Origin of the sequence: Gryllotalpicola protaetiae (genome assembly GCF_003627055.1) — a bacterium.
Classification (GTDB): Bacteria; Actinomycetota; Actinomycetes; order Actinomycetales; family Microbacteriaceae; genus Gryllotalpicola; species Gryllotalpicola protaetiae.
The window spans coordinates 1,946,487-1,972,434 of sequence record NZ_CP032624.1; the positions used below are offsets into that span (position 1 = coordinate 1,946,487).

General features: G+C 72.6%; 18 protein-coding genes. 9 read left to right on the plus strand and 9 right to left on the minus strand.

Annotated elements, in window-relative coordinates; all coding sequences use genetic code 11:
• Positions 1 to 133: 133 nt before the first annotated feature.
• Complete coding sequence (locus tag D7I44_RS09550; protein WP_120789288.1) at positions 134 to 1,858, plus strand: alkaline phosphatase family protein; 1,725 nt, start codon at positions 134 to 136, stop codon at positions 1,856 to 1,858.
• Here the strand turns inward: D7I44_RS09550 and D7I44_RS09555 are convergent, their stop codons facing one another.
• The 6 genes from D7I44_RS09555 to D7I44_RS09570 form a co-directional block, all read right to left on the minus strand.
• Positions 1,859 to 3,202, minus strand: coding sequence for an FAD-binding oxidoreductase (locus D7I44_RS09555; RefSeq protein ID WP_162940178.1), 1,344 nt, complete (start codon positions 3,200 to 3,202; stop codon positions 1,859 to 1,861).
• The gene (locus D7I44_RS18175) at positions 3,199 to 3,711 is read right to left on the minus strand and encodes a DUF1453 domain-containing protein (protein WP_162940179.1); all 513 of its coding nucleotides are present in this window, start codon (positions 3,709 to 3,711) and stop codon (positions 3,199 to 3,201) included. Before D7I44_RS18175 ends, D7I44_RS09555 begins: the two co-directional genes overlap by 4 nt.
• 97 nt (positions 3,712 to 3,808) lie before the next feature.
• Complete coding sequence (locus tag D7I44_RS18180; RefSeq protein WP_162940180.1) at positions 3,809 to 3,976, minus strand: hypothetical protein; 168 nt, start codon at positions 3,974 to 3,976, stop codon at positions 3,809 to 3,811.
• A gap of 103 nt (positions 3,977 to 4,079) precedes the next feature.
• The gene (locus D7I44_RS09560) at positions 4,080 to 6,803 is read right to left on the minus strand and encodes a helix-turn-helix transcriptional regulator (RefSeq protein WP_120789290.1); all 2,724 of its coding nucleotides are present in this window, start codon (positions 6,801 to 6,803) and stop codon (positions 4,080 to 4,082) included.
• A gap of 113 nt (positions 6,804 to 6,916) precedes the next feature.
• Positions 6,917 to 10,213 (minus strand): lysine--tRNA ligase, encoded by a 3,297-nt coding sequence (gene lysS / locus D7I44_RS09565; protein ID WP_120789291.1) that lies wholly within the window; start codon positions 10,211 to 10,213, stop codon positions 6,917 to 6,919.
• Positions 10,214 to 10,253: 40 nt separating this feature from the next.
• Entirely contained in the window at positions 10,254 to 11,549 is a 1,296-nt protein-coding gene (locus D7I44_RS09570; RefSeq protein WP_120789292.1) for an alpha/beta hydrolase, read from the minus strand.
• A gap of 287 nt (positions 11,550 to 11,836) precedes the next feature.
• Between D7I44_RS09570 and D7I44_RS09575 the strand changes: the two genes are divergently transcribed.
• On the plus strand, positions 11,837 to 13,108 hold the full coding sequence (locus tag D7I44_RS09575) for a sensor histidine kinase (protein WP_120790882.1): 1,272 nt from the start codon (positions 11,837 to 11,839) through the stop codon (positions 13,106 to 13,108).
• A 38-nt stretch (positions 13,109 to 13,146) separates the two neighbouring features.
• Here D7I44_RS09575 and D7I44_RS09580 read toward each other — a convergent pair whose 3' ends face one another.
• Together D7I44_RS09580 and D7I44_RS09585 are read right to left on the minus strand one after the other, a co-directional pair.
• A complete protein-coding gene (locus D7I44_RS09580; RefSeq protein WP_120789293.1) occupies positions 13,147 to 13,794 on the minus strand; it encodes a response regulator in 648 nt (215 codons plus the stop codon).
• A 96-nt stretch (positions 13,795 to 13,890) separates the two neighbouring features.
• A complete protein-coding gene (locus tag D7I44_RS09585) occupies positions 13,891 to 14,385 on the minus strand; it encodes a peptidoglycan-binding domain-containing protein (protein ID WP_120789294.1) in 495 nt (164 codons plus the stop codon).
• Between the two features lie 164 nt (positions 14,386 to 14,549).
• Here D7I44_RS09585 and D7I44_RS09590 point away from each other — a divergent pair, with 164 nt between their 5' ends.
• The 4 genes from D7I44_RS09590 to D7I44_RS09605 all read left to right on the plus strand — a co-directional run bounded on the left by D7I44_RS09590 (position 14,550) and on the right by D7I44_RS09605 (position 19,929).
• Positions 14,550 to 15,407 carry a DMT family transporter gene (locus D7I44_RS09590; protein ID WP_120789295.1) on the plus strand — a complete coding sequence of 286 codons (858 nt, stop codon included), beginning with the start codon at positions 14,550 to 14,552 and terminating at the stop codon, positions 15,405 to 15,407.
• Positions 15,408 to 15,409: 2 nt separating this feature from the next.
• Positions 15,410 to 17,200: an FUSC family protein gene (locus D7I44_RS09595; RefSeq protein WP_120789296.1), complete on the plus strand. Its 1,791-nt coding sequence runs from the start codon at positions 15,410 to 15,412 to the stop codon at positions 17,198 to 17,200.
• Positions 17,197 to 18,732: a carboxylesterase/lipase family protein gene (locus D7I44_RS09600; protein ID WP_120789297.1), complete on the plus strand. Its 1,536-nt coding sequence runs from the start codon at positions 17,197 to 17,199 to the stop codon at positions 18,730 to 18,732. The genes D7I44_RS09595 and D7I44_RS09600 overlap by 4 nt, the downstream gene beginning before the upstream one ends.
• 225 nt (positions 18,733 to 18,957) lie before the next feature.
• The gene (locus D7I44_RS09605; RefSeq protein ID WP_120789298.1) at positions 18,958 to 19,929 is read left to right on the plus strand and encodes a phosphodiesterase; all 972 of its coding nucleotides are present in this window, start codon (positions 18,958 to 18,960) and stop codon (positions 19,927 to 19,929) included.
• Here D7I44_RS09605 and D7I44_RS09610 read toward each other — a convergent pair.
• A complete protein-coding gene (locus tag D7I44_RS09610) occupies positions 19,874 to 21,502 on the minus strand; it encodes a stealth family protein (protein WP_120789299.1) in 1,629 nt (542 codons plus the stop codon). The genes D7I44_RS09605 and D7I44_RS09610 overlap by 56 nt on opposite strands.
• 172 nt (positions 21,503 to 21,674) lie before the next feature.
• On the opposite strand from D7I44_RS09610, the gene D7I44_RS09615 reads away from it, so the two are divergent.
• Genes D7I44_RS09615 through D7I44_RS09625 form a run of 3 tightly spaced genes read left to right on the plus strand, consistent with a single transcriptional unit; the run spans position 21,675 to position 25,920 of the window.
• The gene (locus D7I44_RS09615) at positions 21,675 to 23,372 is read left to right on the plus strand and encodes an ABC transporter transmembrane domain-containing protein (RefSeq protein WP_120789300.1); all 1,698 of its coding nucleotides are present in this window, start codon (positions 21,675 to 21,677) and stop codon (positions 23,370 to 23,372) included.
• On the plus strand, positions 23,369 to 25,150 hold the full coding sequence (locus D7I44_RS09620) for an ABC transporter ATP-binding protein (protein ID WP_120789301.1): 1,782 nt from the start codon (positions 23,369 to 23,371) through the stop codon (positions 25,148 to 25,150). The genes D7I44_RS09615 and D7I44_RS09620 overlap by 4 nt, the downstream gene beginning before the upstream one ends.
• Positions 25,147 to 25,920, plus strand: coding sequence for an AraC family transcriptional regulator (locus tag D7I44_RS09625; RefSeq protein WP_120789302.1), 774 nt, complete (start codon positions 25,147 to 25,149; stop codon positions 25,918 to 25,920). The genes D7I44_RS09620 and D7I44_RS09625 overlap by 4 nt, the downstream gene beginning before the upstream one ends.
• Positions 25,921 to 25,948 lie beyond the last annotated feature (28 nt).

Here is a 25,948-nt window from a genome sequence, read left to right on the forward strand (position 1 = left end):
CTTCTCCTTGTCTTCTCGTTCTGATCGGGGTTGCGCGGGGATCCGTGCGAAATTGACACCGAGGGTGCCGCGCGGGAAGCTGACGCCGTGCGCGCCCTTTCGTGGGCCGCTTCAGGTGTCCGAAGGAGCGCGGGTGGCGGATGACCCGGACGAGCCCGCGCCGTCTCGGCGGGAGTTCCTGAAGCGCGCCGGAATCGGGGCGGCCGGGGCGGCCGTCGGCGGCGTCGCCGCGGGGGTCGGCGTCGGAGTCGCCGCAGCGCACCACACCGCGCAGAGCTACGGCTTCACCCCGCTGCCCCCGCGCCGCGAGCCGGGCTTCGACCACATCGTGGTCCTGATGTTCGAGAACCGCAGCTTCGATCACGTCCTCGGCCGGCTCTACACCGACGGCGAGTTGCGCGCAGGCCAGCAGTTCGAGGGGCTGCAGCACGGGCGGCACGAGAACACCGCGCCGGACGGCACCGTCGTCGCGGCGCACGTGTACGAAGGCTCCACCGACGACGTCATGTCCCGTCCCGACCCTGACCCCGGCGAGTTCTATCCCCACGTCAACACGCAGTGGTTCGGCGTCGTAGACCCCGCGAGCAACGAGGACTTCGTCCACAACGGATTCCGGGAGCCCTGGAACGCCCCGGCCGACACCGCCCACCCCACGATGTCGGGCTTCGTGCACGACTACGTGCTCAACTACCGGGCCGAGCGCGGCGCAGAGCCCACCGTCGAGGAGTACTCCCAGGTGATGGGCGGGTTCTCGCCCGAGATGCTGCCCGTCTTCTCCGCCCTCGCGAGGAGCTTCGCCGTCTACGACCATTGGCACTGCGCGGTGCCGTCGCAGACGTTCTGCAACCGGTCCTTCTTCCATGCCAGCACCTCGCACGGTTTCGTGACGAACGGGTACACCAGCGGCCCGAAGAAGTGGCTCGACGCCCCCGGCGTTCCGACGATCTTCAACCGGCTCGAGGACGCGGGCAAGACCTGGCGCGTCTACTACGACGCCGAGCAGGTGATCTCCCTGACCGGGTTCCTGCACGCGCCGTCCATCGAGCGGTATTGGAAGACGAACTTCCGCAGCATGGAGCAGTTCGCCGAAGACGCGCACACAGGGAACCTGCCTGACTACGCCTTCATCGAGCCGCGGATGGTGTTCGACCACAACGACATGCACCCGCCCGAGAACCGGCCGCGAGTGGTCGACGTGGCGGGGCAGCCGCCCTTCGACAGCGCGATGTCCGACGTGCGCGCTGCGGAGGCGCTGCTGGCCGAGGTGTACGCGGCGGTCCGTTCGGGCGCCTCGCCCGAGGGATCGAACGCGATCAACACGGCCCTGCTCGTGACGTTCGACGAGCACGGCGGGCTCTATGACCATGTCCCGCCGCCGCGCGCGACGCCGCCCGCCGGACGGCCCGAGCCCGGCGAGATGGGTTTCACCTTCGACCGGCTCGGCGGTCGCGTGCCGACCTTCGTCGTCTCCGCATACACCGAGCCCGGCACGATCATCAATGAGCCCATGGACCACGCCTCGCTCGTGCACACCGTGACGCAGCAGCACGGGCTCGCTCCCCTCACGCATCGCGACGCGAACGCGCGGGGCATCCAGAACGCGATCAACCGCACGGATCCGCGGCAGCCTCAGCTGTGGCCCGACGTGCCGCGCCCCTACGTTCCGCGGAATCCGGAGGCGGCGAAGCAGCCCCCCTCCGATGCGGATCGGCGGCGTCCGCTCACCGCGCCGGGCAGGGGCCTGCTCGGTCTGCTCCTCGCGCGCTACGAGCCCGGCGCGCCGGTGCCTGAGACCTTCGGCGACGCCTACGACGCGCTCAGCAAGCATGGCTACGGCCTCTTCGGGGTCCGCGACTGATCACAGCGCGGGTGCGAACGCGAAGACGTCGCTCGGGTCCCATCGGGTCGCGAGACGCGCGAGCTCGACGGCGAGGCCGGGCTCGTAGCATGCCGAGGCGTCCGCGGCGCCGCTCGGCAGGAAGTTGCGCAACGGACCGCCGACGCTCAGTTCCGCGAGTGCGCCGGTGACCCGGCGCTGCGCCGCCGCCGCGCCGCCCCGATCGGTGCCCGGGTAGGCGGAGGTGAAGAGATTCAACTCGGCCGCGCGGTGGCCGACCGCGTTCGGGTGCGCGGGCTGGTCTACCAGCGCGCCGCCCAGGTGGCGCAGCTCGAGCACGAACGGAGCATCCGGGTCGAGCAGGGCGGGCAGCCGATCGAGGGCGCGCTCGCCACGCAGTGCGACGCTGTCGGTGCAGACCGGCATCGGATTCCTGGGGTCGGCGTGCACGCTGGCGAGGTCTGTCACCGGCATGGTCCTGACCGTGTCGAGGAGCGTCGGCAGGGCGCGCAGCCCCGCGATGAGACGGGCGCCGCGCGCAGCCTCGCCGAGGTAGGCGACGCGCACGTGACCGCAGTACCGCCCGCGAAGCGTTTCGGGAACCGTCGGCACCCGGGGGAAGCGGAGGAACGCGATCGACAGGCTCAGCTCGCGGGGTGCGGTGACGATGCACGAACGGAAGGCTTCGATGAGCTCGACGCCGCGCACGCCGTCGAAGAACAGGCCGCCGCCGTAGAGCTCGCTCAACGGGATCAGCTCGACGTCGATCGCGGTGACCGCGGCGAGCTTGCCGCCGCCCCCGCGCAGTCCCCAGAACAGCTCCGGGTGGTGCTCCGAGCTGACGGAGAGCTCTCGCCCGTCCGCCGTCACCACCTGCAGGGCACGGATGCGGTCCGCGGCGTAGCCGTGGGCGCGCCCGAGCATGCCGAGGCCGCCGCCGAGGCTGTACGAGACGTAGCCGACGGTCGCGGCCGAGCCGACCGGAGCGGTCAGCCCGTGCGGCGCGGTCGCGGCGAGGACGTCGGCCGAGGTGGCGCCCGCCGAGATTCGCGCCACGCGGCGCGCCGGGTCGACCGACACCTCCGTGAGCGCCCGCGTCGTGATCAGCAGCCCCCCGTCCATGGCCCGATGCGCACCGTGGCCGGTCGCCTGAAGCTCGACCGTCAGGCCCTGCTCGGCGGCGAACCGGATGCCTGCGGCGACGTCACTCGGCACCTGGGCGGCGAGGACGAGATCGGGGCGATGGTCCAGCGCCAGGTTGAATCCGCTGCGTCCTGCGTCGTAGCCGGCGCGGTCATCGGCGGAGCGATCCCACACGGGCCCGACGGTGCGGGCGGCGAGCAGGGCGGCCGTGGCTCCGCTCACTTGGCGGCCCCGACGCGCACCGGATCCGACGGTGCGCTGGAGGACGCCCAGCCGAGCGCCTCGACCCGCCGCCAGACGATCGTGGCCTGCACCGCGAGCATGAGCGCGAGCATCACCATCACTTCGCCGACGTTGGCCTCGTACGGCACGTGGACGAAGTAGGCGAAGGTGCCGAGGGCGACCTTGAAGGCGATCAGCGCGAGGAACAGCCCGATCGTGGTCCGTGTGCCGCGGGTGAAGACGCGGCCGTCTTCGTCGCGCCACAGCCGCGTGCGCTGTGCGCGGAGCGCTCCGACCCCGGCGCTGGCCGCCAGGCTGATCGCGGTCAAGCCGAGCGCGGCGGGGTCGTGGCTGATGTTGACGCCCAGGCAGACACCGATGATGCCGTAGATCAGCGCCATCTTGTAGCGGCCGCCGCGGGTGAGCCGGCTGGTGCGCGTCTGACGATATAGCGAATATCCGATCAGCGCGACGATGGCGATGGTCGAGATGGCGGTCGTGGTGCTCATGTGACTCGTTCCTCCTGTGAGAAGTCGTTCTTGTGGATCAGCTTGGTGTCGGGCAGGCGCCGGATCCGTCGGCCGCCCGGATGACGGATCGGATGAATCAGGCGTCAGCCGATCGGGGGACATCGGCGACGCACAGTCGCTCGAGGGTGGCCAGGAGCTCGAGGTTCCCGGAGAAGGCGAGGGGCGCGGCCGACGCGTCGGCGCGCGCGGCGATCCCGGCGAGCCGTCCGTCGGCGGAGACCGTCACGGTCAGCACGATGTCCATTGCAGAAGCGTGCGCCGGGTGGCGACAGGATGCCCTAGGGGCGGTCCCTAAACCTTGGGGGGCGCGGCGCCGGGAGCACGCCGGCGGACACCGCCGCGCGGGTCTACGCCGAGTGCGCCAGGGCGCGAAGCTCGCGCCGGGAGTGCAGTCCGAGCTTCGCGTAGACGTTGCCGAGGTGGTATTCGACCGCCTTCTCGGTCACGTACAGCTCCCCGGCGACCTCCCGGTTGGTCATCCCGCGGATGACCAGGGCGGCGACATCCGTCTCGCGCTCCGTAAGGGTCGACAGCGGAGAGGTCGCAGGGACGCCCGGGTCCGCACCGGCGGCCGCGAGCTCGGCGGCGACCCGCGCAAGCTCGGGTCCGGCGCCGAGCTGCGTCAGCCGGCGATGCGCGACACGCAGCTCGTCGAGGCCCTCGCGCCGGGCGCCGCGCGCGATCAACAGCCGGCCGAGCCAGCGGTGCAGCTCGACGTGCGTGAGCACCGCGGTCTCGGTGGTCTCCTGCGCGATCGCCTGCCGGAGGAGGGCGATCGCGTTCTCGGCGTCGGTCAACGTCGCACCGGGCCGCGCGGCCAGCAGCCGTGCGCGCAGCCCGAGCAGCGCGGCGGACAGCTCGATCTGTCGCTCGACGGCGGCTCGCTCGAAGGAGTCGAGCTGGCGGGTGGCCTCGTCGAAATCGCCCACCTCGATCGCCGCGCTCACGACCATCGCCCACCACTCGAGCGAGGTGCCCATCGTCAGCCGGATGCCTGCGCGCGTGGCGGCCTCGCCCAGCAGAGGCTCGAAGGCCCGCAGGATGTCGGCCCAGTCGCCGCGCGCGCGCGCGATGGTCGCGCGCGCGATCATCGGCGTCATGAGCGCCTCCAGCACACGACCGGGCGCGACACCGTCCATCGCCCGGCGCAGCTGCTCGTCCGCCTCGTCCCAGTGGCCGCGCAGCCCCGCGAGCGAGGCGAGCACGCAGTGCGCCTGGACCCGCAGGGAGACCAGCTGCTGGTCCTGAACGATCTCGAGCGCGGTGTGGGCGTGGATGGCCGCCTCATCCCAGTCGCCGGTGAGCACGAGCGACTGCGCGAGCTGGTAGTGGGCGCGGTGCAGCTCGGCGGCAGGGGCGCCGGCGCGGATCAGCGCGATCGCCGCCCTGAGGTCGGCGGCCGCCGCCGCGGGCCGCGCGGCGAAGTAGTCGATCGCACCGCGCGCGACGAGCAGGTCGACCTCCTCGGCGGGAACCTCCGGCGCGGGCTGGGGCAGCCGGGTGGACAGGTGGGCGACGCTGGCCGGCCCGCCGTCGCGCATGAGGACCCCGAGCGAGGACCCCAGCCAGGCGAGGTGCTCCAGCCGGCGCGGCAACCCCGGCACACGCAGCGCGCGTTCTGCCGCGGCGATCGCCTCAGGGCCCCGACCCTGCAGGGCGAGCAGCCGAGCGAGGACCACGTTCGCCTCGGTCGACTCCGCCGCGAATCCCGGATCGGCGGAATCGGCTGCGGCGCGCAGCTCGGCTTCCGCGGCGACGGTGTCGCCCGACTCCCAGTCGAGCGTGCCGAGCACGAGGCTGCGCGCGGGGCTCGGCCGGGTGGCTTCCACCTCGGCGCGCAGCTCGGCCGCGCGCGCCAGCTGGCCGTCGTAGATGAGCAGGCGCGCGGCGTCGGTGAGATGCCGGTCGGCCACTGCCCCGGGGGTGCGCACCCCCGATGCCCAGAGCAGGAGGCGGGCGGCCGATCCAGCCGCGTCGACCGCTCGTTCGCGCTCGGCCTCGGCGACGAGCTCGTCCGCGAGCGCATCGTCCGCTCCGTCGACGGCGGCGACGCGGTGAGCCAGGCCATCGGCCGCCCCGAGCTCCTCCGCCGCCGCCAGGTGCAGGCGCTGGCGGCGCAGCGGCGGCAGATCGTTGTACACCGCCGCCCGCAGCAGCGGGTGGGCAAAGCCGACGACGGAGCCGGTGTCGCCGTGACGCCACGCGAAGAATCCGGTCTCGAGCAGTGACTCGAGCGCTTCGGTGGGATGCTGCACGGCGCCCACCCGCGCCGCGACAGCGAGCCTCACCGGGTGCCCGATGACCGCCAGTGCGACCGCCAGTGACTGCGCCTCCACCGACGCGTCGGCCAGGCGCGCGGCGGTCGTCGCCGCGAGGGAGCGTGGCGCGGGCAGCTCGCCGCTGCTTACGGCCAGCTGGTCTGCGCGCAGCTCGGAGAGCAGCGTGCGCAGATAGAGCGCGTGACCCGCCGTGTGGCGGTGAAGCCGCTCGGCTGCGGCCGTCGAGAGCGCCACGATGGGCGCGGCGAGCTCGACGACGTCCGAGACGGTCAGCGGGCCGAGACCGATCCGCTCGCAGCGTCGCGCGTCGAGTCGCACCCGCTCCCAGCCGCCCACCTCGGCGTCGTCCGCGCGGCTCGTGACGATCGTCAGCACCTGGTCCCGGTCGAGTCGCCGCACCGCGGCGAGGACCGCCTCGCGCGAGGTCGCATCCACCCAGTGCAGGTCTTCGACCACCAGCAGGAGCGGCCCGTGCCGCTGCAGCTCGACGATGCCGTCGAGCAGCTGGAGACCCGCGCCGAGAGCGTCTGACGCATCGATGGGGGCGAGCTGGCGGGCGACGGAGAGGGGGAACTCGGCGGAGAGCTCGTCCGCCTCCGCGCGCACCACGGTGAAGGAATCCGCGAGCTCGCTCACCGCTCGATCGAGCAGAGCGGTCTTGCCGGCACCGGCCGGCCCCTCGATCCACACGACGCGCGCCTGGCCGGACAGCGCGACGGCGGCCGCGGAGCGGATGCGCGCCAGCTCTTCGTCGCGACCGACGAAGCCGACGACATCCGGCTGCTCAGCCATCAGCTCGCTCCTGCCGCCTCGCCCCGCATCATGAGCCGATCCTGACCCAATCCCCGCCACGGCGGGACCATCGCGATCCACTTTCCCCCCTTTCGGGGGGGCAGGCGCCTCTGTCAGCCCACCGCGCTCTCCTCTCCGACGGCCCGCGGCACGAACAGCTCGCCCACCACCGGGATGGACAGGAACCCCTCCGCCCCCGCGTAGAGCAGCCCCACCTGCGGCAGGTCGGCCGGCTCCTGGAACACGAGCACGCGACCGAGCCAGCGCGGCGAGAACTTCTCGTTGAAGTCACGGAGCGACTTGATCTGGAAGAACGGGTTCAGCACGTCGATGGCCCGCTTGGCCAGCCACTGGGTCGGCGAGTACCGGATGTCGTCCGAGTAGAGCCGCCCCCACATGGCGAAGTTCATCGAGAGGCGGTCGATGCCCTCGGCCCTCAACGCCTCCGCGGTGCGCGCGATGAGGAACTCGGTCATCCCGTTGGGGGCGTCCGGCAGGTGCCGCATCAGGTCGAGCGTGTAGCCGAAGTCCTCGCCGTACGCGGGGACCAGGCGCAGGAATCCGCTCGGCCGATCGTCCTCGTCGAGCGCGACGCAGAGCAGGAACTCGGGATTGCGCCCGTTGCCCTCGACGTCCTGGCTCAGCGACATCGTGAATCCACGCTCCGGCGCCTTGCCCCGCCAGCGGGCGCTGATCCCGTTCAGTGCCGCCACGAGCTGCGGCGAGGCCTGCGATTCGCGCAGCAGCTCGAAGCGGTGGGTGCGCCCGACACGGTTCACGGCCGCACGGACCCCCTTCATGCCCGCGCCCTCCAGCGTGAACCGCTGACACTCGACGATCGCCTCGTCGCCGAGATAGAAGCTGTGCAGCCCCCGCGCCGTGTAGCGGGCCGACTCCGATCCGCGGGCGCCGAGGAACGCGACCTTCCACGATCGGTCGTCGCAGAAGGCGAGGAACTCGTCGAGCAGCCGATCGACCGAGGCTCCCGCCCCGATCGGATCACCCGAGACGAGTGCATAGCCGCCCAGGTAGGTGTACGCGAGGAACGCCTCGCCGTCCGAGCCGAAGAAGAAGCTCTTGTCCGGCCGCAGGGTGAAGTACGCCAGGGTGTCCGAGCCGTAGCTGTGAACCAGTCGACGAGCGCGCTCCCAGCTCTGCGGGGAATGCGGCTGGCGCGCCTGGAAGGGCCGGAACAGCAGGAACGCCGCGCCGAGCGCGCCCGCCACGCCGAGCGCGAGCAGCGCCCCTCGGAAGTACGCGTCGAAGAAGGGGTGCGCGTAGTCGTACGGACCCGGCAGCCCGATGAGGCCCCTCGCGATCGTCTCGAGCCCGCCGAGGAAGGTCAGCGGCGCGCCGAGTTGGTGGCGTCCGAGCGCGAGCGTGACGAAGCCGAACAGCAGCACGGCGGCGACGTACAGCGGCACCAGACGCACCAGCCGCAGCAGGGAGGGCGGATCGGAGCGACCGCGGAAGCGGGAGTCGTACGCCAGCAGTGCGGCGAGCATCACGAGGCAGTACGCGAGCGAGACGGGGTGGGGCCCCTTCAGAGCGTTGACGGCCGCGCCCGCCCCGAAGAGGATCAGGCTCAGCTGCCATGCCCTGCGCTTCCCGCGCGCCACCTGCCCGGCGAGCAGGATCAGCAGGAGGCCGAGCAGCGTGGACACGAGGTGGCCCGTGACCCGGAACCAGAGCGGTCCGATCGGGTCCGCCTGCAGCCGCGAGTGGAGCACGGGGACGAGCGGCAGCAGCTGGATCACTCCGCCGATCAGCGTCAGCCAGGCGAGCGCGAGCACCGGTCGGCGGGAGCGCTGCGCCGGGCGGGTATCGGGCGGAGCATCCGGTCGCATGATCGGCTCGGCCGGCACCGGTCCGGCCTGCGCCGGTCCCGCAGTCGCGACGGGGGGCGCTGCCGGCACCGTGCCGTCCCGGTCTGCGAGGCGACCGAGCCCGAGCGGATGCCCCGCCCCGAGCGACCGCCCCCCGCCGATGGGCCGCAGGGTGGGGAAGAGGACCACCTCGCGGATGTTGCCGGCGCCCGACAGCAGCATGACGAGCCGGTCGATCCCGATGCCGAGCCCGCCCGTCGCGGGCAGCCCGTATTCCAGCGCCTGCACGTAGTCCTCGTCGATGTCGCCCGCTTCGGGATCGCCCTGCGCCTTCGCCCGAGCTTCGGCCTCGAAGGCGGCCAGTTGTGCGACCGGGTCGTTCTGCTCGCTGTAGGCGTTGCAGAGCTCGAAGCCTGCGACCATGAGCTCGAATCGCTCGACATAGCCGGGCCGGCTGCGGTGCAGGCGGGCGAGCGGTGAGACCTCTTCCGGGTAGTCGACGCAGAAGACGGGCTCGATGATCTCGTGCTGGATCCGCTCGTCCACCACCTGCTTCATGAGCTTGCCGGAGCCCCAGCCCGGCTCCCATTCGACGCCGAGCCCGTCGAGGATGGCGCGGGCTTCGTCGACGGGCATGGTCGGGTCCATGCTCACGCCGAGGCGCGTGCGGATGAGTTCGTCGAGCGTGATCCGCGGCCACGGCGGCGCCAGGTCGATGCGGCGATCGCCGACGGTGACGACGAGGTGGTCGCCCAAGGCGGCGCGGGCGGCGGAGACGACGAGGCTCTCCACCAGCTCCATCATGTCGCCGTAGTCGGCGAAGGCCTGATACGCCTCGAGCATCGTGAACTCGGGGTTGTGGCGCACGTCGATGCCCTCGTTGCGGAAGACGCGGGAGAGCTCGAACACGCGCTCCATGCCGCCGACGATGAGCCGCTTGAGGTGCAGCTCAAGGGCGATGCGCAGGTACAGGTCGAGGTCGAGGGCGTTGTGGTGGGTGATGAAGGGCCGTGCCGTCGCGCCGCCCTGGATCGACTGCAGCATCGGACCCTCGACCTCCCAGAATCCGCGGGCCCGCAACCCGTCGCGGATGCTGTCGATGACCGCGCGACGGATGCGGAAGGTCTCCCGCGTGCGCTCGTTGACCATGAGGTCGACGTACCGGCGCCGCGACCGGGCCTCGATGTCGTCGAACGCCTTGTCCTTGTCCGGCGGGCGGCGGGCCGCACGGCCGAGCAGCGTCAGCTCCGTCACCGCGATCGACAGCTCGCCCCGGTCGGTACGCATGACCGGTCCGGTCACGCCCACCCAGTCGCCGCGTCGGAGCGCGCCGAAGCGGGCGTGGAGTTCGTCGCCGACGGCCGCGCGGTCGACGAACAGCTGCATTCGCGCTGTGCGGTCCTGCAGCACCGCGAAAATGAGGCCGCCGTGATGGCGGACGAGCATGAGCCGGCCGGCGCAGCTCACCGGCGCCGTGCCGCGCTCGCCTGGGGCGAGCGTGCCCCATTCGGCCGCGATGTCTGCGGCGTGGCGATCCACGTCGAACCGGTAGGCCGGCAGGTCCTCGGCGCGGCTCGGGTCCATGATTGTCACTTTCCGGGTCTCCAATCGGTCAGGTCGTGCACTACGCGCACATCGCCGGGGCAGTGCTGCTCGGTTCGGCGGTGAGCCGCAGCCGTCCGGCCAGCCACGGCAGCGAGTCGCGGAAGGCCTCCGTCCAGGTGCCGAAGCTGTGCCCCGCGTTCGGGATCACCGCCGTGCAGGTGCTGATGCCGGCGGAACTCGCGAGCGGAGCCAGCTCACGCTGGGCGGCCAGCGGCCCCGGGTCGGCGGCGCCGGTCTCGAACCATCCGCCCATGCCCGGGAAGCTGCCCTCGCGCAGCAGCATCGCCGGCTGATGGGCGTCGTACTCTGCGGTCGAGCCGCCGAAGAGCTGCTGCGTCGTCTGCGCCGGCTCCATCGTGTCGCCCACCGTCGGCCCCTCCAACCCCGAATAGTCGGCGAAGGCCGAGTAGCGATCGGGATGCCGCAGCGCGAGCATGATCGCGCATGCTCCGCCGGCGGACAGGCCGGCGACAGCCCAGGACGCGGCGCCCGCCGCCGCCCCGAACCTCTTCTCCACGAACTCCGGGACGTCCGCGGTGAGATACGTCTCGGCGTTGCCGAGCGCGCTGTTCACGCACTCCGTGTCGACGGTCTCGGCTCCGGTCGCGTCGGGCATGACGAGGATCGGCGCGACGCCGCCGTGGGCGCCGGCGAAGGCCTGCGCGGTCTGGTCGGCCGCCCCGCTCCTGGTCCAGTCCACGGGGCCGCCGGGGACCCCGGCGAGCATCTCGATCACGGGCAGCTTCACGGCCGGGTGGGAGAACCACTCCGGCGGCAGCCAGACGTACGCGTCGCGGGCACGGAACTTCGACGTCGTGCCCGGGATCGCGATCTGCACCGTGTAGCCGAGGCCGGCGTCGCCCGCGCCCGCTCCGCGCAGCTTGTCGAGGGCGCGCTCGGTCGTCTCGTGCTGCGAGTCGACGCCGAACAGCGCCCCGACGGTGGGCAGGTACTGGAACTGCAGATTGAGCTGCAGCCCCGCCGACAGGGTGGTCAACACGACGGCGATGACGGCGACGGCGCGCTGCCCGGCGCCGAGGCGGCGCCAGCCGACGACGCCCAGCGCGAGCGCGAGCAGGATCAGACCGGCTCCGGCGTAGCAGGACGGCGGGATGCCGAGGGATGCCGCACCGAGGCCCGACGCGACGAGAGCGAGTGCCGCGGTCGCTCCCAGGGCGATCGGGACGCCGATCAGCAGCTGTCGGCGCAGCACCGTGCGGCGTCGCCAGGCGAGGGTGCCGAGGACGGCGCCGATCGCCGCGGCGAGCGCCAGCGCCGGAAGGGGGCCGGACACCAGGGGCAGCGACTCGAGCATGGGGCTCGGCTCCTTGACGAGAGTGAGAGGACAGGACGGAACACGGCGGACGGCCGCTTCTCATGTCTACGGGCGCGCGCGGCCTCGGCCACTGGGGGAAACCCCCAGGACTTCTCCGGCTCGGCCCGGCAGGACGGCGAGCGCGCGCTCGGCGAGTGACGCTAGGGAATGTCCCCAGTGGCGACGCTCGCGGGAACGCGTAGACATTAATCGCCGCATCGGCTTGGCTTCCGCCTGCCGAGGCGGTCCCTCCGCCTCCGCATTCGGAAAGGCCTCGCGTGAACGCCATGCCCCTTGCCGCAGAAACCCGGTCGACACCGGCGGGCGGCCCACGCGTCGCCGGCGTGCGCCGCCTCCTGCAGAGCCCCGAGCTGTCGGCGATCCTGATCCAGCACGCGTATCGGGGTCTCCGCGTGCAGTTCGTGCTGCGCATCCTGCTGTTCGCCTTCATGGCGCTCGCGATCGCCGCCGTCCCGCCGGTCCATGGGCGGGCCGGGGCGGCCGTCCTCATCGGCGGGTATGCCTGCTGGATCGCCGCGCTCGCGATCTGGGCGCGCCAGGGCGGCGTCGGGCCGGTGCGCTGGATGTGGCTCGCGCTCGTCGTGGACGTCGCGGTCCTGTCTGCGCTCACGCTCATCGCCGGGGCCTCCGATCAGATCACCTGGACGGCGGACCTGCTGGTGAACGGATTCTTCGTCATCCCTGTTCTTGCGGCAACACAGCTCCGACCGGGCATCTGCGCGGCGGTCGCCGGTGCGGCGACGCTCGCCTACCTGGCGGCCAGCGTCGCGACGAAGGCGCCGAACACCGAGCCGTGGGGGTCCGTCCTGCTGCGCGCCTTCGTGTTCGCCGCGGTCGCCGCCGCCTGCTTCGGGCTGTCCCGCGTGCAGCTGTCGCGGGTGCTCACGATCGGCCAGCTGGCGCAGCAGCGCACGGCTCTGCTCGGCGAGCTCATGGGGCTCGAGGCGCGCGAGCGCACCCTGCTCGCCGAGCAGCTCCACGACGGTGCTCTCCAATACGTGCTGGCGGCGCGGATGGACCTCGAGGACCTTCCCGCCGACGGAGGGTCGGAGACGCGGGCGCGCATCGCTCACGCCCTCGCCGAGTCGGGCGCGCTGCTGCGCGAGACGGTCACCCAGCTGCATCCTGCGGTGCTGGAGCAGGCGGGCCTTGCCAGGGCGCTGCACGAGCTGGGGGACGGCATGTCCGGCCGCGGCGGGCTGCGGGTCACGGTCGAGACGGATGCCTGGCCGGAGGCCGCCACAGGCTGGGACGCCCTGCTCTACGGCAGCGCGCGCGAGCTTCTGGCCAATGTCGCGAAGCACGCCCGGGCGGCCACCGCCGCCGTGTCGCTGAGCTCTCGCGACGGCAACGTGGTGCTGGTCGTCGCAGATGACGGCGTCGGCCTGAGCGAGACGGCACGACAGGCACGGCTCGCCGAGGGGCACATCGGGCTCGCGTCGCTGCAGACGCGGATCGCCGCAGCCTCCGGCGAGCTCGTCATCGAGCCGGGACGTCCACGGGGGACGACCGTGACGATCATGGTGCCGCTCGCATGAGGCGCGCAGCTGCGGCCGCGGCGCGCGGCGGTGCGGGGCTAGTCGAGCAGGCCGCGGCGCATCGCCTCTGCCACTGCGGCCGCCCGGTCGGAGACGCCGAGCTTCTCGTAGAGCCGCTGCGTGTGCGTCTTCACCGTGCTCTGCCCCAGGAACAGCTCCGCGGCCAGCTGCGGTATCGAGAGTCCGCGGGCGAAGCCCCGGAGCACCTGCGTCTCGCGTTCGCTGAGCACCGGTCCCGCCGATTGGGCGCGCAGCCGGATCTGATCGACGAGCCCTGCGGCGAGCTCGGGCGGCACGACCGGAATCCCCTTCGCCGCCTTCAGCACGGCATCCACGATCTCGCCCCGCGATGCCTCCTTCGAGAGGTATCCGCTCGCGCCCTCCTCGAGCGCCCGGTAGACGACGGCGCTGTCGGTCACAGCGGACAGCAGCAGAACCCGCGTCGGGAGCCCGTCGCGCGTCACCGCGTGCACGACCGCCATGCCGTCGAGCTCGGGCATCTGATAGTCGACGAGGGCGACATCGGGGCGCTCGCGCGCGATCAGGTCAAGCCCCTCTCGTCCGTTCCCGGCCTCGCCGACAACCCGGATGTACCCGCTGTTGCTCAAGCCCCGCGTCACGCCGTCGCGGAAGAAGGGGTGGTCGTCGACGACGACCACGGTGATCGGCTGGCTCTTCGTCGACATGCGTCGTCTCTCCTCACCTCGCGAGGTGCCCGGGGGCGCCGGGGCCCATGGTACAGACGGGGCGGCCGTGCCCGGGCCCCGCACGGCCCGGACGGCTCAGGCGCCGCCGCCCATCTGGCTGTTGCCGAAGGTCAGCTGGTGGATGAGGGCGCTGTCGGTCGCCGAATCCATTACCCCGGTCTGGGGCAGACCCGCCACGCGCTGGAGGTCCATGATCGCCTGCCGCGTCTGAGGCCCCATGAGCCCGTCGTCCGGGCCCTCGTAGTAGTTGAGCTGCCCGAGCTCGCGCTGCAGGCTCGCCACGGCGGCGCTGGGCGCGACGGCGGGCACGACGGGGTGCTGAGGAGCGACGGGGTGCTGAGGAGAGACGGAGCCGCCCTGCGAGATCGGCTGCCCCGTGGTCGCGTGGCCCGGAGCGGGGCTCACGTGTGCGGAGGCGTGGTGGCCCGAGACGCTGCCGTCGTCGGCGACCGCGATGCCCGAGGCCGCCATGGCGCCGACGATGCCGAGGCCGGCCGCGACGACCGCGATGACCTTGAGGGGGCGGACCCGGCGGTCCGTGCGGGTGGTGGTGTCGATGCTGGTGGTCATGATGTTCTCCTTCGATCTTCAGACCCGGGTTCTCCCGGGCCGGTGAGACCACTGTCGGCCGGCCGGCGTCACCGACCCGTCGGCCGCTCGGACGATCGGCCGGCTGAACGCGCCGTCAACCGATCGGCCTCCCCCACGCGGCCGGCGGAAGTCGGAGGCTGCTCGTGCTGCTGATCGTCTCGTTGGTCTGCGCCCTCGCCTCCGCGGCCGCGTACGGCGCGTCGAGCGCCGCGCAGCACGCCGCGATGGGCGAGGGCGACGGGCGGACGGCGCGGGCGAGGACGCGCTGGCGTGAGCTGCTCCGCTCCCCGCGCTGGCTGTTCGGGATGGGTGGGGACGCCCTCGGGATGGTGCTGCAGATCGCGGCGCTCGCAGCCGGCCCCGTCGCGCTGGTGCAGCCGGTTCTCGTGCTGGCGCTCCCGATCTCCCTGCCGTTCTCGCGGGCGCTCGGCGGTCCGCGGCCGACGACACGCGACTACCTCGGCTGCGCCTGGATGCTCGCCGGACTGATCGGCTTCTTCCTGCTCATCGGGCGGCCGGGGGATGCCAGACCCGCACAGCCGGCCGCGGTCCTGACCGCGGCAGCCGTCTCGTCGGCCCTCGGCGGGCTGCTGATCGCGCTCGCGGCGCGGGCACGGCCGGCCGTGAAGGCCGCCGTGTTCGGCGGCGTCGCCGGGTGCTGGTTCGGATTGGTCGCCGTGCTGATCGACGCCTGCGCCGCGACATGGGCGCGCGCCGGCATCGCCGGCTTCGCCGGTCCGGGCGGTCTCGTGCCGCTGATCGTTCTCCTCGTGCTCGGCGGCGTCAGCATCGCGCTGACGCAGCTCGCCTTCCGCGCAGGCCCTCTGGCGGCGGCGTTCCCGGCGAACCTCGCCGCCGACCCCGTCATCGCGGTCGCCCTCGGCGCGCTGCTCGTGCACGAGGTCGTCCCGGTGACGGCAGGCCACCTCGTCGGCTACGCGGCGGCGGTCGCGGCGGTCGTCTACGGAGCGGTGCGCCTCGCGAGCGGGCGGAAGGCGTGAACATGCGGACAGCGCAGGCTGCGCACGCACGGCGAGACCGCGATCGGATGCCTGGGGGGTGCGCGCTCGGTCCGGCAGCGCGGCGCGCGCTGACACCCGCCGCCCGACCCCTCGCGGTGCTGCCCGCGGCGCGCACCGTCGCCGCCGTTCTCGCGTGCGCCGTGCTCGGATTCTCCCTCGGCGATCCGGCCGCCCTCGGTGTGATGTACTTCGGCGCGGCCTGCGCCGCCGTGTTCGTCACCCCCGGCGTCTATCGCGCCCGCGCCCTCGCTCTCGCCGCCCAGGCGCTCGGTGCGGCCGCTGGTCTCGGGCTCGGGGCGTTGCCCGTCGGCCTCACGGGCACGGTCGTCGTCGCCGCTGCCGTGGCCTTCGTCTCCGGTGCGGCCGGTGCGATCGGGCCGCTGTTCACGGCCGGCGCCCTGATGGCGGTGATCGGGGTCGCATTCGGGCAGTTCAGCGGCCTGGCGATGCCGTGGTGGCAACAAGCCCTCTGGTACCTGCTGGGCACGGCCGTGGTGGCGGTGCCGGCACTGCTGCCGTGGGCGGTGCGCGCCCGGACGCTCGAGCGCCGGGCCGTCGCAGAGGTGTTCCGCGCCTCCGCGGATCTGCTCGACGCCGTGGGAACCGCGGACGCGCCGGAGCGCCGAGCCGACCTCGCCTCGCGCAGCGCCGCCGCGCAGGCATCCGTGCTCGGCTACCGGCTCACTCCGCCGCGTCGCCGACCGGAGATCCTCGTCGAACTGGCCGCCGCACAGCGCGCGGCGCTCGATGCGGCGACGCACTATGCGAGCGGTGCCGTCGCGGAGCCGGGGACGGCGAACGGATTTCGGGCAGAGGGCCGCCTGGTGCGCGCCGGCCGGCCCTCGGGCGCGCATGAGGGGGCGCCGCCGGTCATGGCTCCGTGGGGTCGGAGCGCGCTCGCGAACCTGAGACGAGTCGGGCCGCGTGCGCTTCTGCTCGCCGGGGCGCGACTGGCGTGGTGCATGGCGCTCGCGACGGCGGCCGCGGGTCTGCTGCATCATGCCGGTCATTCCTACTGGCTTCCGCTGACGGTGGCTGTCGTCGTCCGCACCGAGTACGGCTCGGTGTTCGCCCGCACCGTCAACCGCATCGGCGGCACGGTCGGCGGTGCGTTCGTCGCGGCGGTCGCGCTGTCCTTCCTCGGTTCCGGTTGGCCGCTTGTGCCGGTGGCCGCGTGCGCGATCGGCTTTGCGGTGCTCGTCGCCCCGCGGCTCTATGCGCTGAGCGTCGTCGGTATCACGGCCTCGGCCCTGCTCAGCGCGTGCTTCGCGGGGCCGGACGCCGTGCTTCCCGCGCTGCGCCTCGGCGACACCGCGATCGGCTGCGCGATCGCGCTCGTGTTCGGATACCTGCTGTGGCCGGGGCGGCGCTCGCTGCCGGGCGAGGCTCACTTCGCCGCGACGGCCCACGCCGCCGTCGACTACCTGCGGGAGATCGCGGCGACCGGGAGGAAGCCGGACGATCTGCCCCGCGTGCGCGAAGACGCCTACCGGGCGGCGCACGAGTCCCGGGCTGCGGCGGCAGCCGTCGCCGCAGACCCGACGCCGTCCCGCACGGGCGGAGACGCGGCACTGCCCGTCGCCGTCGCCCTGGAGGACGCGGTCGACGGGGTGAGCGCGCTCGACGCCGCGCTGCGCGCCGGCCGTCGCCCGCTCGGCGAGCATGAGCTCGACGAGCTGGAGCATGCGATCCTGGCGTGCGCGGCCGACGGCGCGGTTCCGGCCCCTTCACCCGCGCAGATCGCGCGAAGGCTGTTGGGGGCTCGTCGATGACCGCCGACGCGCGGGCGCCGGGGACGCGGGGTCCGACGGCTCGCTGCGCCGCCGGTGAGTTCCGCGGCGGCGCGAGCGGCGGCGTGGAGTTCTGGAAGGGCATCCGCTACGCCGAGGCCCCCACGGGAATGCTGCGCTGGCGCGCCCCGCGTGCGGCCTCGCCGGTCTCCGCCGATGCGGTCCGCTTCGGCGCCGCCGCGCCGCAGAGCCCGAACCGCGCGATCCGGCTGGGTGACGGCGTCCGGTTGGATGAGGACTGCCTCTTCCTCAACGTCTGGCGGCCGGCCGGCAGCGAGGGCGAGCCCCTGCCCGTGATGGTCTGGATCCACGGCGGCGCGTACGCGCTGGGATCGGGCAGCCAACCGCTCTACGACGGCGGCCGGTTCGCCGTCTCCCAGGGCGTCGTCGTGGTCACGCTCAACTATCGGCTCGGCGCATTCGGCTTCCTTGAGCTGGGGGCGCTGCTGCGCGACCGCACCGAGTTCGACGGCAATCTGGGTCTGCGAGACGTGCTGCTCGCACTTGAGTGGGTCCGGGACAACATCGAGGCATTCGGCGGCAACGCTGCGCGCGTGACGATCGCCGGCGAGTCCTCCGGCGCAGGCATGGTCGGTGCGCTCCTGACGTGCGAGGCGGCCCGCGGCTTGTTCACGCGGGCGATCATGCAGTCGGCGCCGGCGGCGAGCATGTACGGAATCGAGCGGGCCGAGGCGGTGGCCGCGCGCTTCGTCCGCCGCCTCGGCATCGAGCCGCGCGATACGCGGTCGCTGCGGAACGTCGGGGTGGAGAGGATCCTCGCTGCCGCGTCCGAGCTGTATTCCGAGATCCCTACCGAGACACCGGGCAGACTCGCATTCGCTCCGGTCGTCGATGGCGAGCTGCTACCCGAGGCGCCCATCAGGGCGCTGAGCCGTGGTGAGGGTGCAGCGGTTCCGCTGATCATCGGGACCAATCGGGACGAGGCCTCCGTTTTCCGCCTCATGCGCTCGCCGGTCCTGCCGATCACCACGGCGCAGCTGCGGCGGATGGTCGATGAGCTGCGTGATGAGCAACCGGAGGTGAAGCTTCCGGGCGTCGAGCACATCCTGCGGGCCTACGCGGCGTCCGGGCGGCGCGGCGGCATCGACATCGCCCGTGACCTCGCCTTCCGCCTGCCTGCCACGTGGATCGCCGAGGGGCACGCGACGGCCGCAGGAACCTGGCTGTACCGATTCGACCATGCCGCTCCGCTGCTGCGGATCACAGGACTCGGCGCGACGCATGGCTCCGAGCTGCCCTACGTGTGGGGCAATCTCGGTTCCGCTGCCACATTCGGCGGCCAGCGCCTCGCCCACCGGATCTCGGCGCACGCGCAGGGCAGGTGGGGTGCGTTCGTTCGCGGCGGTCCACCCGATGTCGAGGGGGCGCCGCCATGGCCGCTCTTCGGCACGCGGCGCGCCTCTCTCGTCATCGGGCGCGTTGATCGGGAGACCGAGGACCTCGACGCGTCTCTGCGCGCCGCGTGGGGTGCTCGAGTCTTCGGATTCCAGTAAGACGGTGCGGCGTGCGAGAGCTCGTTGTCCTTTTCACAGACCCTCGCGACGCGCGGGTCTCTGCGCGCTATATCCGCGACGCTGTCGGTGTCGACGACGTGGAGAGCGGCGGCCCGAGCGCGGCTTGTTGCGTGTCGTTCGTGGGGAGTTCATTTCGAGGTGGTCGTATAGTCGCCGGACGCGTGTCGCATCCCGCGAGCACGCACGAGCGAAACGGACTCTCCCGTGAACATCCGCACAGCGGAGTACCCGCGACCGGACCATTTCTTGCTGCACCTCTCCGACACCCACCTGCTCGGACGCCACGAGGGTGTCCCTGGGCGGCTCTACGGCCGGGTCGACAGCGCCGCCAACCTCACTCAGCTGTTCGCCGAGCTCGAGGCGAGCCGCGGCCGCCCTGAGGCGATCGTCTTCACCGGCGACCTGGCCGACAAGGGCGAGGCGGATGCCTACCAGTTGCTGCGCTCGATCGTCGAGCCCGCCGCCCAGCGAATCGGTGCGCAGGTGATCTGGGCGATGGGCAATCACGACGACCGCCGCACCTTCCGCGAGCACCTCCTCGGCGAGGTTCCGACTCCCCGCCCCGTCGACCGCGTCTACGACGTCAACGGCCTGCGCGTCATCACCCTCGACACGAGCGTGCCGGGCGTGCACTGGGGCGCCGTGACTCCGGCGCAGCTCGACTGGCTCGCGGAGGAGCTGTCGACGCCCGCGCCGCACGGCACGGTCCTCGCCATGCACCACCCGCCCGTCCCCGCAGTCCTCGACCTGGCGGTGACCGTCGAGCTGCGCGACCAGGCCAGCCTCGCGGAGGTCGTCGAAGGCTCAGATGTCCGCACGATCCTCGCGGGCCACCTGCACTACTCCTCGAGCGGCGTGTTCGCCGGCATCCCGGTGTCCGTGGCGTCCGCCACCTGCTACACCCAGGACCTCCAGGTCCCCGTCCACGATCAGACCAGGGGTACGCGGCCGCGCGACGGCGCCCGGGCGTTCAACCTCGTGCACGTCTACCCGGACACCGTGCTCCACTCGGTCGTACCGCTCGGCCAATACCAGGCGCTCGACTACGTGAGCCCCGAGGCCGCGGAGGCGCAGCTCGCCGACGCAGGCATCCGTATCGCGGAGCGCGTCAACGCGTGGGTCACACCTGAGGAGCCGATGCGGCTTCCGGAGGAGGAACCGGTGCTCGAGCGCTAGTCGCAGGCCGTTCCCACGGCGCCGGGATCGGGAAGTAGCGCTCCAGGAACTCGGTCACGGCGGCTGTGCGCTCCTCGACGGAGAGCTCGGGGCGGCTGCCGTCGTTGAGGCAGAACATGTCCTGATCGCGACGGCGCAGCAGTCGGTCGAGCTGGTTGAGCGAGCGGCGCAGGGTGGTCTCCACGTACGTGACCCTCGCCTGCCGCTGTTCGACCGCACGCCCGGTGACGAGGGCGTAGTAGTGGTACAGCGAGTTGGTGACCGAGATGTCGGTCGCGCTGCGGAAGCTGCTGCCCGCGGTGCGCCGGAACTCCTCGGGGAATTCCGCCTCGAGCTCGTTCACGACGCTGACGCGCAGCGGAGTGGCGCAGTGCTCGAGATGCCTCGTCGTCGTGCGACCGAATCGCTCGCGCAGCAGGCGGCGATTCACCCGCGCGGCGTTGTCGTGGCCGCTGCGCGCCGGGTCGTTGTCGCCGAGGCCGATGCGGGTCGTCGCCTCGATGAACTTCGACACGCCGCCCGGCGAGAAGAACAGCGACGGCTGCAGCGGACGGCCGAAGAACATGTCGTCGTTGGAGTACAGGAAGTGCTCAGCAAGGCCCGGGATGCGGTGCAGCTGCGCCTCGACGGCATGCGAGTTGTGGGTGGGCAGCATGTCGAGGTCCGCGAAGAACTCCTCACTGCGCACGATCGTCACCTGAGGGTGCTCCGCGAGCCACGCCGGCGCAGGCGAATCGGTCGCGATGAAGATGCGGCGGATCCACGGGGCGAACATGTGCACGCTGCGCAGCGCGTACTTGAGCTCGTCGATCTGGCGGAACCGCGCCTCGGAATCGTCGCCTTCACCGACGACGTAGCTGGCCATCCGCGCGGCGCGCGCCCGCTGGAACTCGGCTGACGAGCCGTCGACCCACGAGAAGACCAGGTCGATCGGAAAGTCGATGTCGCCGACCGCAGGCTCGAACATGCCCTGCAGGGTCGGCCAGCCGTGCCCGAACAATTCGACCTCGTCAGCGACCGCCTCTGCGCGCGTGATGCGGGTGCGGGTCAGCAGATTGGGCAGCGGCGCCTCGATCTCTTCGTCGCCGAAGCGCCACAACTCGAGTTGGAACGCATCGCGATGGCCGTAGCGGAGTCGGCCGATCGGCTCGATGCGCGGGCGGTACAGCCGGAACACCGCGGCCTTGCGCCGCTCGGAGAGCACCCCGTCTGCCAGCAGCAGTGGCCGACTGTCGTCCTTGCGCGCCAGTGTGCCGTCGACGCGCATCGTCTTGGCATAGAACGGCTCGTCTCTGAAGGCCTCAGCGAGCGCTGCGGCGAGCCGCTTCCGGGCGGCGCGATCGACCGCGAGCACGAGCCGCCCCGTCTCGTCGCGCACGAGCAGAAAGGCGATGCCGGATGCCTCGAGCACGGCGCGCACGGCGAGCAGATCGCTCAGCATGGACTCGTGCGGCGTCAGGTCGGCGTTGCGCAGGGCGTAGAGCCCGCCGCGCAGCACGATGTCGCCGCGAGCGGCCAAGGTCGAGCCCTGCGCCGCCGGGGAGTCAGGGTCCCGTGGGATCGCGTGAAGCATGCCCCCACTGTATGGACATCCGGCCGATTAGCCATCACGGGGTGCAGGGGCGGCCGAGGCGACGCGCGCCCCCGGGCGCCGACTCCGCGCGCAACCGATACTGGCCGATTCTCGGCATCATCTGGCCGGATGACGCGAGACGGACAGAGATCGGGATGCCTACCGTGAAGGGATGACCACTGCCACGCATGGTGCCCGCGCCCATCGACCGGCGCTCGCGCTCCTGCGCTCGGCGGTCCTGGCCCGTCGCCGCGACCTGATGGCGGCGTGCGCGCTCTACTGCGGCCACCAGTTCGGCGAGGCGCTCGTCCCGGTGATCGTGGGCGCCACGGTGGGCGGGGCGATCGCGGATGGTGACGCGGTGCACATCGCGGCTTGGCTCGCACTCTTGGCTGCCGACTTCGTCGCACTCTCGCTGTCCTACCGGTTCGGCGCGCGTGCGAGCGCCCGGGCCAAGCAGTTCGCGGGCCACAGTCTGCGCCTCGCCGTCGCGCGGCGGGCGCTCGCACCGGCAGGGGGCGCCGATCGCGCACCCGGCGACCTGCTGACGCGCGCGTCGGCGGATGCGGACAGGGTCGGCGCGTTCGCCGGAGTGATCGCGCAGACGGTCGCCTCCGCGATGGCCGTGCTCGTCGCAGCGGCGCTGTTGTTTCGCATCGCGCTCCTGCTCGGCCTCGCGATCCTCGCCGGGGCGCTGCTCCTGCTGCTGGCGGCAGCGATGGCGTCGCGTCGCAATGTGCCGCTCAGCCACGCCGAGCAGCACACCGCAGGGCAGGCGGCGATCGCCGCTGAGGACCTGCTGCGCGGCATCCGTGTCGTCAAAGGAATCGGAGCCGAGGACGCCTCGCTCGCGAGATATCGCGCGCTCAATCGCGCAGGCGTCGAGGCGTCGCGTCGATTGGCGCAGGCAGAGGCATCCGTCGGCGGCGTGAACGCGCTGCTCGCCGGCTGCTACTTCGCGCTGGTCGCAGGCGTGGGCGGAGTGGTCGCGCTGAGCGGCGCGCTCACGATCGGGCAGCTCGTCTCGGCGCTCGGGCTCTGCCTCTTCGTCGTCGGGCCGATGCAGGCCGTCGCGGGGTTCGCGCCGGCGCTCGCGCGGGCGCGCGCATCGGCCGAGCGCGTGCACGAGATCATCTCGGCTGCGCCCGCGGTGATCGAGGCGACGGATGCCACCGTCGAGCGCCGCTTCCCGGCGGCGCCCACCGTCGAGCTGGTCGACGTCGAGCTCGCACCGGGATCGGTCGCATCGTTCTCATTCGGTCGCGGGCTGACCGGCCTGGTCTGCGCCGACGGCGCGGAATCGGGCCGACTCGTCGAGCTCCTCGCCCGCCTGCTCGACCCTCTGACCGGCCGAATCCTGGTCGACGGCGCCGACCTGCACTCCCTGTCTCTGGATGCGCTGCGCCGCGTCCTGCTCGTCGGCGCCCGTGAGCAGCCGATCTTCGCGGGCACCGTGCTCGAGAACGCCGGGCTCCTGTCGGCGCCCGGCGGGCGGGCGGTCGCGGGCGCCCTGAGCGCAGCGCACGCGGACGAGCTCACCCCCGACGACGCGACGACGCAGCTCGGCGACGCGGGCGCGCGACTGTCGGGCGGCCAGCGGCAGCGGCTCGGCCTGGCCCGACTGCTCGCCGCCGACGCGCCCGTTCTCGTGCTCGAGAACCCGACGAGCGCCGTTGACGCGGTCACCGAGGCGATCATCGCCCGCCGTCTGCGCGAGCTGCGCCGGGAGCGCACGACGCTGATCATCACGACCTCCCCGGCGCTGCTCACTGCGTGTGACCGCGTGCTCCTCCTCGGGGAGATGCCGCTTTCCGGCGTGCACGAGCAGCTGCTCGAGACGGAGGCCTATCGCCGGGCGGTCGCCCGATGACGCCGCTGCCGGTCGCGTCCCCGAGAGTCGTCGTGCGCTACGCCTGGCAGGTCCTCCGACGCCGCCGCGCGCTCACTCTGGGCGTCGCCGCGACCACGGCTGCGGCATCCGTCGCCGGCCTCGGCGGCCCGGTCGCCGTGGGCTGGATCGTCGCGGCCGTGACCACGCACGCCGGCGCCGAGGCGCTGATCGCGCCGCTCGGACTGCTTCTCGGCTGCGCCGTCGTCGGAGCAGCCGGCACCCGTGCGTCAGGCGTTCTGCTGGCCGCGCTGGTGCTGCCGCCGGTGGGCGGCTTGCGGGAGGACGTCATCGACGCCGCGCTGCGGCTTCCGCTCGACCGGCTGGAGGACGCGGGCGCGGGCGACCTGGTCGCGCGCACCACGGGAGACGTCGAGCAGGTGACGGATGCCGCGACGGGGGCCCTCGGCGCCTTCCTGTCCGCCGCCGTGACGATCGCGGTGACGCTGATCGGCCTCGGCAGCCTCGACTGGCGCTTCGCGCTGGCCGGTCTGCTGGCCGTACCGGTCCAGGCCTGGACGCTGCGCTGGTATCTGCGCACGGCGCGGCCGATCTACGCGGCGGCGCGCGCGGCCGAGGGAGTTCGCGCAGCGGCGCTCATCGAGGCGTTCGGCGCCCTGCCCGTGATCCGGGCTCTGCGTCTGGGGGGCCGCGCGCTCGGCCGGATCACGCAGAGCTCGACCGCGGCCGTCGATGTCGAGCTTGCAGCCACGCGGGCGGCGACGCGGTTCTACGGGAGGCTGAACGTCGCGGAGTTCGTCGGGCTCGGCTCGATCCTGTTCGTCGGCTACGTCCTCGTGCGCGACCACGTCGTCGGCCTCGGCGCCGCGACCACCGCCGCACTGTTCTTCGCCGGGCTGTTCGGCCCGATCAACACGGTGCTCGCCGTCGTCGACCAGCTGCAGCAGGCGGCGGCCGGGCTCGCGCGGCTCCTCGGCGTCGTGGCGGCCCCCGAGCCCGAACCCGACGATGGGGCGACGGATGAGGGCGCCGGCGCCGGTGTCGTGCTCGCTGCGGAGCAGGTCTCGTTCTGCTACCCCGGCGGGTCTGCGGCGCTGCACGGAGTGACCGTTCGGATTCCGGCCGGTCGCCGGGTCGCCGTGGTCGGAGCGACCGGGTCCGGCAAGTCGACACTGGCCACCGTGGTCGCCGGGCTGCGGGCGCCGGACGAAGGCAGCGCCCGCATCGGCGCGCTTCCTACCGTTCGGCTCGGCCGCGCCCGACGCGGGCGCACCGTCGCCGTCGTCAGCCAGGAGGTGCACGTCTTCACCGGCACCGTCGCCGACAATCTTCGGCTAGCCGACCCCGGCGCGAGGCGCGAGGCGCTGCGCGCGAGTCTGCGAGCGACCGGGGCGGATGCCTGGGTCGATCGCCTTCCGCGCGGGCTGGAGACCGTCATCGGTGCCGGAGGCCACGTGTTGTCGCGACAGGAGGCGCAGCATCTCGCCCTCGCCCGCGTGTTTCTGCTCGATCCGCAGTTCGTGGTGCTCGACGAGGCCACGGCCGAGACGGGCAGCGACGACGCCCGTGCCCTCGACGCGGCGGCCGCTGCCGTGGTGCGCGGCCGTGGGGCGCTGATCGTTGCGCACCGGCTCGACCAGGCGCGGGCCGCCGACGAGATCGTCGTGATGGCGTCCGGCCGCGTGGTCGAGAAGGGCGACCATGCACAGCTGCTCGCTGCCGATGGTGCGTATCGGCGCTTGTGGTCGGCCTGGGCCGATGCCCCCGCGCCAGGTAAGGTGACCCTTACCGAACCATGACTGACGACCCTACGGCGATCGTGCTCGCGCGGTTCCCGCTGGACGCGGGCCAGGGCTTCGACGAGCACGTCCACGACCGTCACCAGCTGGCATGGGTGCGCGACGGCGTGCTCATGGTGACGGTCGGCGACCGCAACTGGGTGCTGCCGCCGAGCTTGGCCCTCTGGGTGCCGGCCGGCGTCCGGCACAGCTCGTCCGCGGCGCGCGCGGCTGCGACGATGCAGGGCATCTACCTGCCCCGCGAGATGCGCGCGGACTGGACGGCGCCGACCGTCGTGGCCGTCAGCCCGCTGCTGCGCGAGCTGATCGACTTCCTCGTTGACGCGGGCGCGTCGAGCTCGGCGCGCGCCAAGGCCGAGGCCCTGATCCCGGAGCTGCTGACGCCGGCGCGCACCTTCACGGTCAGCGTGCCGATGCCGACGGACGCGAGGGCCGTACGCATCGCCGAGGAGCTGCTGCTGGACCCCGGCGACGGGCGCGACCTCGGCGAATGGGGGCGCCACGTCGGTGCGAGCACGCGCACCCTTTCGCGGATCTTCGCGGCGGAGACCGGGCTCGGATTCGCCCAGTGGCGGTCGCGGCTGCGGCTGCGGGCATCTCTCGCCTACCTGGCCGAGGGCGAGAGCGTGGGTGCGACCGCGATGCTCGTCGGCTTCGGATCGACGAGCGCGTTCATCGCGGCGTTCAGTGAGCTGATGGGCGTCACGCCCGGTGCCTACTTCGCGCGGGTCGTGCAGCTGGCCGATCAGCGGCACGAGTTGGCCGTCTAGCGACAGACGAGGGCTCGGACTCCTGCCT